Below are 13949 nucleotides of genomic sequence, written 5' to 3' on the forward strand. Positions count from 1 at the left end.
CCGCGCGCGCCACTCCTCACAGTGGCACGCGCGGCCCGTCCGGGCGACGCGTGGACGTCCGTTCAGTCGCGGGCCGGCTCCACCGCGTCGACGGAGGACCGCTCGTACCGCCCGTCGAGCTTCGCCACCAGGCCGGTCACCTGACGGGCGATGTCGGGGGCGGTCAGGCCGATCTCGGCCATGACCTCGGCGCGGGAGGCGTGGTCGAGGAAGCGCGGCGGGATGCCGAAGTCGCGCAGCGGTACGTCCACCCCGGCGTCGCGCAGCGCCTGGGCGATCGTGGAGCCGACACCGCCGACGCGGGAGTTGTCCTCCACGGTGACGACGACGCGGTGCTTCTCGGCGAGCGGCGCCATCGCCTCGTCGACGGGCTTGACCCAGCGCGGGTCGACGACGGTGGTGGAGATGCCCTGCCGGTCGAGGAGGGAGGCGATCTCCAGGCACATCGGGGCCAGGGCGCCCACGGACACCAGCAGGACGTCGGGGGCGTCGGTGCCGGGCTCGCGCAGCACGTCCATGCCGCCGACGCGGCCCACGGCGGGCACGGCGGGCCCGACGGCGCCCTTGGAGAACCGCACCACGGTGGGGGCGTCCTCGACGTCGACGGCCTCGCGCAGCTGGGCGCGGACCTGGTCGGCGTCGCGGGGGGCGGCCAGCCGCAGCCCGGGGACGACCTGGAGGATCGACATGTCCCACATGCCGTTGTGGGAGGCGCCGTCGGTGCCGGTGATGCCGGCCCGGTCGAGCACGAACGTGACGCCGCACTTGTGCAGGGCCACGTCCATCAGCACCTGGTCGAAGGCGCGGTTCAGGAAGGTGGCGTACACGGCGAAGACGGGGTGCACCCCGGCGTGGGCCAGGCCCGCGGCGGAGACGGCGCCGTGCTGCTCGGCGATGCCGACGTCGTAGACCCGGTCGGGGAAGCGCTTGGCGAACTTGTCGAGGCCGACCGGCTGGAGCATCGCGGCGGTGATGGCGACGACGTCCTCGCGCTCCTCCCCGAGCCTGACCATCTCCTCGCCGAAGACGGAGGTCCAGTCGGCGCCCGCGGTGGCGATCGGCAGGCCCGTGTCGGGGTGGATCTTGCCCACGGCGTGGAAGCGGTCCGCCTCGTCCTGGAGGGCGGGCTGGTAGCCGCGGCCCTTCTCGGTGAGGCAGTGGACGATCACCGGGCCGTTGAAGCGCTTGGCGCGGGCCAGCGCGGACTCCAGGGCCTCGATGTCGTGGCCGTCGATGGGGCCGACGTACTTCAGGCCGAGGTCCTCGAACATGCCCTGCGGGGCGATGAAGTCCTTCAGGCCCTTCTTGGCGCCGTGCAGGGTGTCGTAGAGGGCCTGGCCGACGACCGGGGTGCGCTCCAGGAGGTCCTTGGTGCGGGTCAGGAAGCGCTCGTAGCCGTCGGTGGTGCGCAGGGTCGCCAGGTGGTTGGCGAGGCCGCCGATGGTCGGCGAGTAGGAGCGCTCGTTGTCGTTGACGACGATGACGAGCGGGCGGTCCTTGGCGTCGGCGATGTTGTTCAGCGCCTCCCAGGCCATGCCGCCGGTCAGCGCGCCGTCGCCGATGACCGCGACGACGTGGCTGTCGCGCCGCTTGATCTGGTTGGCCTTGGCGATGCCGTCGGCCCAGCCGAGCACGGTGGAGGCGTGGCTGTTCTCGATGACGTCGTGCTCGGACTCGGCCTGCGAGGGGTAGCCGGACAGGCCGCCCTTCATCTTCAGCTTGGAGAAGTCCTGCCGGCCGGTCAGCAGCTTGTGCACGTAGGACTGGTGTCCGGTGTCCCAGAGCACCTTGTCCTTGGGCGACTCGAAGACCCGGTGCAGGGCGATGGTCAGCTCCACCACACCGAGGTTGGGGCCGAGGTGGCCGCCGGTCTTGGAGACCGCGTCGACGAGGAAGGTCCGGATCTCCCCGGCCAGCTGGTCGAGCTCCTCCGGGCTGAGCCGGTCCAGATCGCGCGGTCCCCTGATGCGGGTCAGCAGCGGCACCCGTGCCTCCTTGCAGTAGAGCTGATCGAGCTGTTGCCGGGCGGGTCGAGTCTAATCTTCCGCTCCACCGAACGGTCTCCGGGCGGTGCGTCGTGCATCACCCGATCAGCAGTACCCCGGATGCACGGGTCCTACGACAAGGCTGTGGCCCGGCACCTGTGAGGCGCCGGGCCACAGCAACGCACCCGAGGGGCGCGGGGCCGGGTCGAGGTGCGGCTCCGCCGCGTGGGCGCGATCAGCCCGAGCGGACCCGCAGTCGCCCCCCTACGCGCGCCCCGCCGTCTTCTGCGTCTTCCGGGTCACCGCGTCGATGACGACCGTCGCCAGCAGCACACCACCGGTGATCATGTACTGCACCGGCGAGGCGATGCCCTCCAGCGCCAGGCCGTACGTGATCGAGATGATCACCATCACACCGAGCAGCGCGTCCCACGTGCGGCCACGGCCGCCGAAGAGGGACGTACCACCGATGACGGCCGCGGCGATGACGTTCATCAGGAACTCACCGGTGCCCGCGCCCTGGTTCGCGGAGGCGATCTTCGAGGCGACGAACAGGCCGCCGATCGCGGCGAAGGTACCGGCGATCGCGAAGACCGAGATCCGCACCATCTCCACGTTGATGCCGGCGCGGCGGGACGCCTCGACGCTGCCGCCGAGCGCGAAGACCTTGCGGCCGTACGCGGTGCGGCGCAGCACGAAGTCCGTGAGGACCAGGAAGGCGAGGAAGATCACCACGGCCAGCGGCAGGCCCTTGTACTGGTTGAAGACGATCGCGACGACGAACGCCAGGACCGCGAGCAGCACGGTCCGCACGATGATCTCGTTCAGCGGCCGGGACGGGACCCCGGCGGCCTCGCGGCGGCGGTTGTCGAAGAAGGCCAGGAGGAAGTACCCCACGGTCGCGACGATCGCCAGGCCGTACGCGGCGGCCACGTCCGAGAAGTAGTAGCTGGTCAGCTTGACGACCAGGCCCTCGGAGTCGAGGTTGATCGTGCCGTTGCTGCCGAGGATCTGCAGCATGAAGCCCTGCCAGAACAGCAGGCCGGCCAGGGTCACGGCGAAGGCCGGGACGCCGATCCGGGCGAAGATGAAGCCGTGGAGGGCGCCGGCCACCGTGCCGGTGAGGATCGCCAGCACCAGGGCCAGCACCTCGTTCATCCCGTGGGTGACGCTCATGACCGCGAAGGCCGCGCCCGCGACACCGCTGACCGAGCCGACCGACAGGTCGATCTCGCCGAGCAGCAGGACGAAGACGATACCGACGGCGATCATGCCCGTGCCGACCATCGCGACGGACATGTCGGAGAAGTTGCCGGCGGTGAAGAAGTTGGGGTTCAGGCTGGTGAAGATGGCCCAGATGATCAGCAGGCCGACCACGACGGGGAGGGAGCCGAGGTCACCGGCCTTCATCTTCCGCTTGAACTCGTTCCAGTAGCCCAGGAAGCCCTGTTCGCGGACCAGCAGCCGGGGGTCGACCACGGTGACCGCGGCGGCCGCCGCCTCGGGGTTCTCCACGGCGTGGTCCTCGGCGGACGTCTTACCGGTGCTCACTTTTTCGGTGCTCACTTCTTGATCTCCCCATTGGTGCGCGCCGCACGACGGGTCACGGCGTTGTCCGTGGCGCCCGTGATGGCGGAGATGATCTCTTCCTGCGAGGTCGACTTGACCTCGAAGACGCCGTTGTTGCGCCCGAGACGCAGGACGGCGACCTTGTCCGCCACGGCCTTCACATCGGCCATGTTGTGGCTGATGAGGATGACCGCGTGACCGCGCTCGCGCAGCCGCTCGACCAGGTCGAGGACCTGCGCGGTCTGCTCGACGCCGAGGGCGGCGGTGGGCTCGTCGAGGATCACCAGCTTGGGCTCGCCGAGCATGGACCGGGCGATCGCCACCACCTGGCGCTGACCGCCGGAGAGCGAGGCGATCGGGATCCGGACGCTGGGGATGCGGATCGACAGCGTGTCCAGGAGCTCGCGGGAGCGGCGCTCCATCTCGACCTCGTCCAGGACGCCGCGCCTGCGCAGCTCCCGGCCCAGGTAGAGGTTGCCGACGACATCGATGTTGTCGCACAGCGCGAGGTCCTGGTAGACCGTCGCGATGCCCAGGTTCTGGGCGTCGTGCGGCCTGTTGATCTGGACGGCCTTGCCGTCCCACTCGATGACGCCCTCATCGATGGGGTGCACGCCGGCGATCGTCTTGACCAGCGTGGACTTTCCGGCACCGTTGTCGCCCACCAGGGCGACCACCTCACCGGCGTGGACCTCAAGCTCTACGTCGGTGAGCGCCTGGACGGCACCGAACCGCTTGGAGACCCCGCGCAACGCCAGCACGGGCGTAGCGGACACGTGAACCATCTCCTTCGCCGCCTGACCCGGCGGGAGGTTGTGCAGAAGTTTTCGGGGGGATGTTCCGTCCGGCGCCCCGCGTAGCTTGCGGGGCTGATGTGTGCGGGGCGCCGGCGGAAGCGCGTGGCAGTCGGTCCCGCCGGGGAGTCCGGGTCACGGACTCCCTCGTGTGTCACGGGACTCGGGGACTGCTTACTTGAGGCCGATCTTGTCGCAGGCGGCCTTGTACTTGTCCGTGCAGATCTCCTGGACGGTGTAGATGCCGTCCTTGATCACGGTGTCGTTGATGTTCTTCTGGGTCAGCGACACGACCGGGACGAGGACGGAGGGGACGGCCTTGGTGGTGGGGCTGTCGACCTTGTCCTTGGCGAGGGAGTCGAGCGACTTGCCCTGGGCGAGCAGGACGGCCATCTCCGCGGCGACGTCCGCCTCCTGCGGGTAGGGCTTGTAGACGCTCATGTACTGCTCACCGGTGACGATGCGCTGCACACCCGCGAGTTCGGCGTCCTGGCCGGTGACCGGGATGTCGTCGATGCCCGCGGCCTTCAGGGCGGTGATGATGCCGCCCGCCATGCCGTCGTTGGCGGAGTAGACGCCGACGATCTTGTCCTTGCCGAGGGCGGAGATGGCGCCCTCCATGTTGGCGTTGGCGTTCTCCGGCTTCCACTCCTTGGTGTCGTACTCGCGGCCGACCTTCACCTTGCCGTCGAGGACGGAGTGCGCGCCCTGCTTGAACATGGCGGCGTTCGGGTCGGTGGAGGACCCGTTCATCATGACGATCTGGCCGTCCTTGGCCTTGTCGCCCAGGGCCTCGAGGAGGGCCTCGCCCTGGGTCTTGCCGACGGTCACGTTGTCGAACGAGGTGTAGGCGTCGATCGGGCCCTCGGCGAGGCGGTCGTAGGCCACGACCGGGATGCCGGCGTCCTTGGCCTTCTTCACCGAGCCGGCGATGGCCTTGGAGTCCACCGCGTCCACGATGAGCACGTCGACCTTGTTGGTCACCATCGTGTCGACCTGCTGGTTCTGCAGGCTGGCGTCCTGCTTGGCGTTGGCGTAGACGACCTCGCCCTTGTTGTTCGTCAGCTCCTTGACCTTCTTCTCGATCAAGGGCTTGTCGAACTTCTCGTACCGCGCGGTCTGGTTCTCCGGAAGGAGCAGACCGACCTTGATGTCATCGCCCTTGGCGGCGGAGCCGCCGTTGTCCTTCTTGTCGCCCGCCTCCTCGGCGCTGCCGCAGGCAGCGAGCGAGACGGCCATGGCACCCGCGGCAATGGCGATAGCAGCACGACGCATACGCGTGTTCATTCAGAAACCTCCCTGACGAGGCCGCGTCGTTGCGGCCGAGGTGGCTGGAAGTCAACTCGGCCACACGTGCGACGTCAAGAAGTAAATCCTTAACGAGATGGCAACGGTGCCATCCGTTCTCTAAGTGAAGGCAGAGCCGGCCACGGCGAGGGACCCCGTCGCAGTACCGTCCAGAAGGGTCGAATCGCCCATTTCGCTGAGCGCGAGGGCGAGTGCCCCGAGCACCTCCGCACGGCCCCCAAGTGCCCCTGGAAGAACGGACAGTTGACGCGCCGCACTGGGGATCGCGTAGCGGCCGACGGACTCCCGGATCGGCCCGAGCACGAGCTCGCCGGCCTCGGCGAGATCGCCGCCGAGAACGACCCGGCTCGGGTTCAGCAGGTTGCAGAGATTGGCGACTCCGCTGCCGATGTGGCGGCCGACGTCGGCGATCACCCGACGGCAGCCCGGGTCACCGTCCCGCGCCATCCTGACGACGCCCTCCATCGTCAGATCGGTGCCGTGGCTGGGCTGGAGCAGCGGGAGCACGTAGCGCGCGGCCGTGAAGGTCTCCAGGCAGCCGCGGTTGCCGCAGCGGCACACGGGGCCGGATTCATCGAGTGTAATATGCCCGATTTCGCCCGCGGTGCCGCCCGGGCCCCGGTAGATCTTGCCGCTGATCACCAGACCCGCGCCGACACCGCTGGCGACCTTGATGTAGGCCAGGTCGCGCACGCCCCGGCCGCTGCCCCAGACCATCTCGCCGAGGGCGCCCAGGTTGGCGTCGTTGTCCACGTGCACCGGCACGCCGAGCCGCCCCCGCAGCTCCTCGGCGGGCTTGGTGCCGGTCCAGCCGGGCAGGATCGCGGTAGAGCCGAGGGTGCCGGACTCCACATCGATCGGACCGGGCACGCCGAGACCCACGCCGGCGATCTTGGCGCGGTCCACCCCGGTGGCCTCGATCAGCCGGCTGACCAGCTGTTCCGCCCGGTCGAAGCCCTGTGACGAGGAGGCGTCCACATCCAGCGGCTCGGACTCCTCGGCGAGCACCTGGTGGGCGAGGTTGCCGACCGCGACCCGCAGGTGGGTGTGCCCGAAGTCCACCCCGATGACGATGCCGGCGTCCCCGCTCAGCGAGACGCTGCGGGCCCGGCGTCCGCCCGACGAGGTGGGCGTGACCTCGACCGTTCCGCTGTCCTTCAGTTCCCGGACGATGTTGGAGACCGTGGCAGCGGACAGGCCGGTCGTCCTCGCGATCTCGGCCTGGGTGAGGGAACCCGCAAGACGTACTGCTCGGACGACCCGCTCCAGGTTGGCTCGGTGCAGCGACGACTGCGACCCCGGAGTCTCCACGACGACCTCCTGCGCGCGGGGCCGCTTCGGCGAGGCCCCTATGTCCAACTAGTGAACTCTAAGCTGAGCCGTTCGGGTCGCCTCCCGTCAAGAGGTTGAACCGTTTCCGGGTGCATGGACACACACACGGACGCCGCTCCCAGGGACGGGAGCGGCGTGTGCGGAAGCGGTTCCGGTGCGTTACTTCAGGGCCCCCGCGGTGAGGCCCTGCACCACCTGACGCTGGAAGACGATGTACGCGGCGAGCACGGGCAGCATCGCCATGACGAGGCCGGCGAACAGTCCGGACCAGTCGCCCTTGTAACCCTGGCTGACGGCCAGCTGCACCAGGCCCTGGGTGAGGACGTGCTTGTCCTCGTCCGTGTTGAGCACGGTGGGCAGCATGTACTGGTTCCACTGCCCCAGGAAGTTGAAAATGCCCACACTGATCAGACCGGGCTTGGCCATCGGAAGCATGATCTGGAAGAACGTCCTGGTGTGCGAGGCCCCGTCCACGAACGCGGCCTCCGCCACGGAACTGGGCAGCGTCCGGAAGAACGCGGTCAGGAAGAACACCGTGAAGGGCAGTGAGTACGCGATGTAGACCAGGATCAACCCGTGGATCGTGTTCAGCAGTCCCATGTTGTTGACGACGTAGAACAACGGGACCAGGGCGAGCATGACCGGAAAGCCCATGCCGCCGATGAACAGGTAATAGATGAAGCGGTTGCCCGGGAAATCGAAGCGGGCCAGCACATAGGCCGCCATCGAACCCAGCACGAGCGTGCCGACGAGTGAGCCGCCGACCACCAGAACGGTGTTCAGGAAGTAGTCACTCATATGGGCCTGGGTCCAGGCACGCGACCAGTTGTCGAAGTGCAGTGTGTCCGGCAGCGACCAGGGCGAGCCGAAGATGGAGGCGTCGTCCTTGAAGGACGTCATCACCGCCCACACCAGCGGCATGACGACCATGATCGCCCAGACCACGAGAATTCCGTGCGAGAAGACATTGAGGACGGTGCCCTCTCTCTTCTCCCGCACAGGCTCGCCGCTCAGAACGGCGGCCTTGGTGACGGTGACACCGGACTCGGCCGGTACGGGGGCGGGGGGCTCGGTCGTCTTCATCAGTACTCCAGCCGCTCGCGCCGCCCCAGCTTCATCACGACGGCGGCGAAAGCCAGCGTGACGACGAGGAGGGCGACACCGATGGTGGTGGCGTAGGCGGCCTGACCGTCACGGAACGCCTTCTGGTACACGTACAGGACCATGACGGTGGTCGAGTAGTCGGGGCCGCCGGGTCCGGTCGTCATGATCTGTACGACCGCGAACGACTCGGCGCCCAGGGCGAGGATGCCCATGTACACCCAGCCGGACTGGACGGTGTCCCACAGCAGCGGCAGCGTGACGCGGAAGAAGGTGGTCACGCGGTTGGCGCCGTCGAGCAGCGCGGCCTCGTACAGATCCGCCGGGATGGACGCCATACCTGCGGAGAACAGGACCACGAAGAATCCGACCGTGGACCAGACGAGCACCCCCATCACGGCCCACAGGGCGAGGTCCGGATCGCCCAGCCACAGCGGCTGGACGTCGTCGAGCCCGACCGCCCGCAGCACCGAGTTGATCGCACCGCTGTCCGGGTTGTACGCGAACGCGAACAGCAGGGCGACGATGGCGATCGAGAGCACCTGAGGAAAGAAGTAGACGATCTTGTAGAACGCGGAGCCGCGGACCCCGGAGATCACCGGGCCGCCGCGGCGCCGCCGGCCGCCCACGTTGATCATGAAGGAGAGGAACAGGGCAAGGCCGATCGTCACCACCGGCAGCAGCAGGGCGAACAACAGGCTGTGCTGCAGCGACTTCCAGAAGATGTCGTCGTCCAGCATCCGTTCGTAGTTGTCGAATCCGACCATGGAGAAGTCGGGACTCAGACCGGTCCAGTCCGTGAAGGAGTAGTAGATCGACTGGATGAACGGCCAGATGACGAAGAGCGCGTACAGCCCGAGGGGAACCGTCAGGAACCCCACGATGAACCGGTACTTGCCGTGCTGCATTGCTACCGACCCCGATCTGTGCGCGGGTGCCGCCAGGGCCGGCCCGGCGCGTGCGCGCCGGACAGGCCCTGGTGACGGATCCTCACTGGTGCTTGTAGTGCTTGATCGACGAGTCCTTGGCCGCCTCGTCGGCGAAGCCCTGGATCTTCTTGATGGCCTCGACAGGGGTGATGCGGCCCGCCATCATCTCGCCGAGCCCGGACACACCGATCTTCTCCTTCTGGAGCTGCACGTACCAGTCCTGCAGGCGCGGGTTCACGACGTTCTCGCCGGCCTTGTCCAGCGCCGCGACACCGGACTTCAGGCCCGGGGTGAGCTCGATGCCGTCGGTGCCGCCGTTGAACGCGGTCAGGGACTTCACCTTGCTGGTGAAGTTCTTGGAGGACTCCTCGCTCAGCATGATGCGCAGCTGCTCCATGCCGCCCGCGCCGTTCTTCGCCTTGGCCGGCACGATGAACGGCTCACCGCCGGAGGCCCAGATGGTGCCGAAGGGCAGCTTGTCGGAGGAGTCGATTCCGGTGGGCGCCGAGACCGCGAGGTCGAAGTCGGCGGGGATGACCTTCGCGGACTCGTTCTCCACCCAGGAGCCGTTCGGGAGGAACAGCGCCTTGCCCTGCGCCCAGGCGGTCTGCGACTGGATGTGGTCCAGACCCGGGGTGCCCTTGAGGATGTAGCCCTTCTTGTAGAGCTCGTAGTAGGCCTCGAAGCAGGTCTTGACGGCGGGGTGCTTCCAGGCTCCCGGTTCCAGGTTGTCGATGGCGTCGAGGACTTCCCGGCCGCCGACCTTGCCGATCATCGGGTAGAGCGAGAACGGGACGTAGTAGGGGTACTTGCCCGCGTACGTCCAGCCCGCCATGCCCTTCTTCTTGGCCTTCTCGCAGACTGCGAGCATCTGGTCCCAGGTTTCCGGGTACTGCTCGTCGAGCGAGTCCAGGGCCTTCTGCGAGTACCAGACGCCGTAGACCGTGTAGGCGTAGTACATGATCCAGACCGGGTCGCCGTCGAACTGGCCCATCTCCACGATGCCGGGGCGCAGCGTGTCCCGGACCTTCTTGCTCGGGTCGTCGTACGACGGGGCGTCCAGCAGCGGGGTGAGGTCGGCGAGCTGCTTCTTGCCGACCAGGACACCCATGTCCATCTGCTCGGCGCCGGAGTTGTCGATGAGGTCGGGCGGATTGCCCTGGTTGAACCTCGGCTGCAGGGTCGACTGGATCTTCTGGGTCGCAGAGAACTTGACCTTCGCCTTGGGGAAGTTCTTCTCGTAGACCTTCACCGCGTCCTCGGCGTACTCCTTGCCGAAACCGCCGTCGAACAGGACGAATTCCATCTGCGCGGTGTCGTTGACCGCGAGCGGGTTCTTCTCGGTCTTCTTGCCCGATTTGGCCTTTTCCTGTTCTTCACCGCCGCCGCTGGCGCACGCGGACAGGAAGCTCATCGTGGGTACGGACAGCAGGCCGAGCGCGGCGGACCGCCTGATCAGTGCGCGGCGTCCCACGCCGCTCGTGCCGTTGTCGCCGGTGCCGTGGTTCTCGGCGGAAGTGGATCCCATGCTCAAGTCCTCGCCTTCTCCAGGACTCAGGCGGTGAACCGGATCCTTCCCGGCACCGCGTTCGGGTCAAGCTGGGTCGTGCAGGAAGTGCGGCTGGTACGGGTCGGGTGCGGTGAAGATGCCCCGGAGTGCCGACAGGTATAGTCCACTTCACGCCGACGGAGCAAGATCGAATGCAAGGTTCCCCGCACGTCTTTTCCGAGTTGAGACCTCACGGAAATGCGAGCGTCCGGCATGTTCCACAACGGAAAAGTCCCCGCCGAGGGTCCCGAATGCCACAATCAACCCCTTGACACCATGGGCCACTTGACCCACTACTGTTCCTTGCGCAGTGGAGTTGACAACGTTGTCCAGCGCAGGGAAGGTGCTCGCGCATGCAACACAGGGTTCGGCACAGATGGAGCACGGCGGTCGTCGCGGCGACCGCCTTCGCTCTGGCCGCGGGCTCACAGGGCGTCGCGGTCGCCCTGCCCCAGGCACCGCCGGAGGCGGACCGTGAGTTCGCGTCGTCGTTCGAGTCGGGGGACCCCGCCCCCGACTGGCTGAACACCGTGGACACCACACCGGGCGGCGGGAAGCGCGCCTCGGGCGTGGACGGCGGATACAGCTCCGGCATACCGGGCAACGTCACCGACCGGGTGACGGACGTCCGTGCGAGTGCGGAGAACACCGGCGGCGGGGAGGTGAAGGAGAACCTCGTCGACGGCGAGCCGAGCAGCAAGTGGCTGGCCTTCGAGCCCACCGGCTGGGTGGAGTTCGACCTGGACTCCCCCGTGAAGGCGGTCCGTTACGCCCTCACGTCCGCCAACGACGCCGCCGAGCGGGATCCGAGGGACTGGACCCTCAAGGGCTCCACCGACGGCGAGGAATGGACGACCCTCGACACCCGCTCGGGCGAGACGTTCGCGGAGCGCTTCCAGACCAGGATCTACGACATCGACGCCTCCGCCGTCGCCGAGTACCGGCATTTCCGGCTGGAGATCACGAAGAACGGCAGTGGCGGCATACTCCAGCTCGCCGACGTCCAGTTCTCGACCGGCGACGACGAGGCGCCCGTTCCGCAGGACATGCTCTCGCTGGTCGACCGCGGCCCGACCGGCTCGCCCACGGCGAAGTCGGGCGCCGGGTTCACCGGCAAGCGGGCGCTGCGGTACGCCGGCCGGCACACCGCCGACGGACGCGCGTACTCGTACAACAAGGTGTTCGACGTCGACGTCAAGGTCGGGCGGGACACCCAGTTGTCGTACCGCGTCCTCCCGTCGATGGCGGACGGCGACCTCGACTACGACGCCACCCACGTCTCCGTCGACCTCGCCTTCACCGACGGCACGTACCTGAGCGATCTGGGCGCCACCGACCAGCACGGGTTTCCGCTGACCCCGCGGGGACAGGGCGCCTCGAAGGTCCTCTACGTCAACCAGTGGAACAACGTGCTCTCCCGGATCGGCTCGGTGGCCGCGGGCAGGACCGTCGACCGGATCCTGGTGGCGTACGACTCCCCCGAGGGCCCGGCGAAGTTCCGCGGCTGGCTGGACGACGTGGCGCTGAAGCCGGTGAAGCCCGAGCGCCCGAAGGCCCATCTCTCCGACTACGCGGTGACGACCCGGGGCACCAACTCCAGCGGCGGCTTCTCACGCGGCAACAACTTCCCCGCGACCGCCGTGCCGCACGGGTTCAACTTCTGGACCCCGGTCACCAACGCCGGATCGCTGAGCTGGCTCTACGACTACGCCCGCGGCAACAACGCGGACAACCTCCCCACGATCCAGGCCTTCAGCGCGAGTCACGAGCCCAGCCCCTGGATGGGCGACCGGCAGACCTTCCAGGTGATGCCCTCGGCCGCCTCCGGCACCCCGGACACCGGCCGGGACGCCCGCGAACTGGCCTTCCGGCACGAGAACGAGACGGCCAGGCCGTACTACTACGGGGTGCGGTTCGAGAACGGCGTGAAGGCCGAGATGGCGCCGACGGACCACGCCGCGATGATGCGCTTCACCTTCCCCGGTGACGACGCGAGCGTGCTGTTCGACAACGTGACCGACGAGGCCGGTCTGACCCTCGACAGGGAGAACGGGACCTTCAGCGGCTACTCGGACGTCAAGTCCGGGCTGTCCACGGGCGCGACCCGGATGTTCGTGTACGGCGAGTTCGACAAGAAGGTCACCGACGGCGCCTCCAGCGGTGTCAAGGGCCATCTGCGGTTCGACGCGGGCGACGACCGTCGGGTCACGCTGCGCCTGGCCACCTCGCTGATCAGTGTCGAGCAGGCCGAGGACAACCTGCGCCAGGAGATCCCCGGGGGCCGCGACTTCGAGGCGGTCAAGAGGAGCGCCCAGCGCCAGTGGGACAGCATCCTCGGCAAGGTCGAGGTCGAGGGTGCCACGCCGGACCAGCTGACGACGCTCTACTCCAGCCTCTACCGGCTGTACCTCTACCCGAACTCGGGCTTCGAGAAGGTCGACGGGAAGGACAAGTACGCCTCGCCCTTCTCGAAGATGCCCCAGCCGGACACCCCGACGCACACCGGCGCCAAGATCGTGGACGGCAAGGTGTACGTCAACAACGGCTTCTGGGACACTTACCGGACCACCTGGCCGGCGTACTCCTTCCTCACGCCGTCCAAGGCCGGTGAGCTGGTCGACGGGTTCGTGCAGCACTACAAGGACGGCGGCTGGACCTCCCGCTGGTCCTCCCCCGGCTACGCCGACCTGATGACCGGCACCTCCTCGGACGTCGCGTTCGCCGACGCGTACGTCAAGGGCGTCGACTTCGACGCGGAGGCTGCGTACGACGCGGCGGTGAAGAACGCCACCGTCGTGCCGCCCTCGTCCGGTGTGGGCCGCAAGGGCATGGCCACCTCGCCCTTCCTCGGCTACACGAGCACCGAGACGCACGAGGGCCTGTCCTGGGCGCTGGAGGGCTTCCTCAACGACTACGGCATCGCGAAGATGGGCGAGGCCCTGCACAAGAGGACGGGCGAGAAGCGCTACAAGGAGGAGTCCGCGTACTTCCTCGACCGCGCCCGCGACTACGTCAACCTCTTCGACTCCGAGGCCGGCTTCTTCCAGGGCAAGGACGCCGAGGGAGACTGGCGGGTGCAGTCGTCGAAGTACGACCCGCGCGTGTGGGGCCACGACTACACCGAGACCAACGGCTGGGGCTATGCCTTCACCGCCGCGCAGGACAGCCGCGGTCTGGCCAACCTGTACGGCGGGCGCAAGGGACTCGGGGACAAGCTCGACGCGTACCTGTCCACGCCCGAGACGGCCTCCCCGGACCTCAAGGGCTCCTACGGCGGTGTCATCCACGAGATGATCGAGGCGCGGGACGTCCGGATGGGCATGTACGGCCACTCCAACCAGGTGGCCCACCACGCCCTGTACATGTACGACGCGGCCGGGCA

General features: G+C 68.0%; 9 protein-coding genes. 1 reads left to right on the forward strand and 8 read right to left on the reverse strand.

Going from position 1 to position 13949, the window contains the following annotated elements; all coding sequences use genetic code 11:
* Nucleotides 1-62 precede the first annotated feature (62 nt).
* The 8 genes from dxs to ngcE form a co-directional block, all read right to left on the reverse strand.
* On the reverse strand, nt 63-1985 hold the full coding sequence (dxs, locus tag BU52_RS30685) for a 1-deoxy-D-xylulose-5-phosphate synthase (RefSeq protein WP_037940695.1): 1923 nt from the start codon (nt 1983-1985) through the stop codon (nt 63-65).
* 264 nt (nt 1986-2249) lie between these two features.
* Entirely contained in the window at nt 2250-3536 is a 1287-nt protein-coding gene (locus BU52_RS30690) for a sugar ABC transporter permease (RefSeq protein ID WP_407702080.1), read from the reverse strand.
* A gap of 11 nt (nt 3537-3547) precedes the next feature.
* On the reverse strand, nt 3548-4339 hold the full coding sequence (locus BU52_RS30695; RefSeq protein WP_037940698.1) for an ATP-binding cassette domain-containing protein: 792 nt from the start codon (nt 4337-4339) through the stop codon (nt 3548-3550).
* A 183-nt stretch (nt 4340-4522) separates the two neighbouring features.
* On the reverse strand, nt 4523-5635 hold the full coding sequence (locus BU52_RS30700) for an ABC transporter substrate-binding protein (RefSeq protein WP_107061313.1): 1113 nt from the start codon (nt 5633-5635) through the stop codon (nt 4523-4525).
* Nucleotides 5636-5755: 120 nt separating this feature from the next.
* Nucleotides 5756-6967, reverse strand: a complete 1212-nt coding sequence (locus BU52_RS30705; RefSeq protein WP_037940703.1) for an ROK family transcriptional regulator — start codon at nt 6965-6967, stop codon at nt 5756-5758.
* Between the two features lie 180 nt (nt 6968-7147).
* A complete protein-coding gene (locus BU52_RS30710) occupies nt 7148-8071 on the reverse strand; it encodes a carbohydrate ABC transporter permease (RefSeq protein ID WP_037940704.1) in 924 nt (307 codons plus the stop codon).
* The gene (locus tag BU52_RS30715; protein ID WP_037940705.1) at nt 8071-8997 is read right to left on the reverse strand and encodes a carbohydrate ABC transporter permease; all 927 of its coding nucleotides are present in this window, start codon (nt 8995-8997) and stop codon (nt 8071-8073) included. Before BU52_RS30715 ends, BU52_RS30710 begins: the two co-directional genes overlap by 1 nt.
* Nucleotides 8998-9079: 82 nt before the next feature.
* On the reverse strand, nt 9080-10546 hold the full coding sequence (gene ngcE, locus BU52_RS30720) for an N-acetylglucosamine/diacetylchitobiose ABC transporter substrate-binding protein (RefSeq protein WP_037940707.1): 1467 nt from the start codon (nt 10544-10546) through the stop codon (nt 9080-9082).
* 374 nt (nt 10547-10920) lie between these two features.
* Between ngcE and BU52_RS30725 the strand changes: the two genes are divergently transcribed.
* A partial coding sequence (locus BU52_RS30725; RefSeq protein ID WP_037940708.1) for a GH92 family glycosyl hydrolase occupies nt 10921-13949 on the forward strand: 3029 nt, incomplete at its 3' end.

The sequence above is a fragment of the Streptomyces toyocaensis genome, assembly GCF_000725125.1.
GTDB lineage: Bacteria > Actinomycetota > Actinomycetes > Streptomycetales > Streptomycetaceae > Streptomyces > Streptomyces toyocaensis.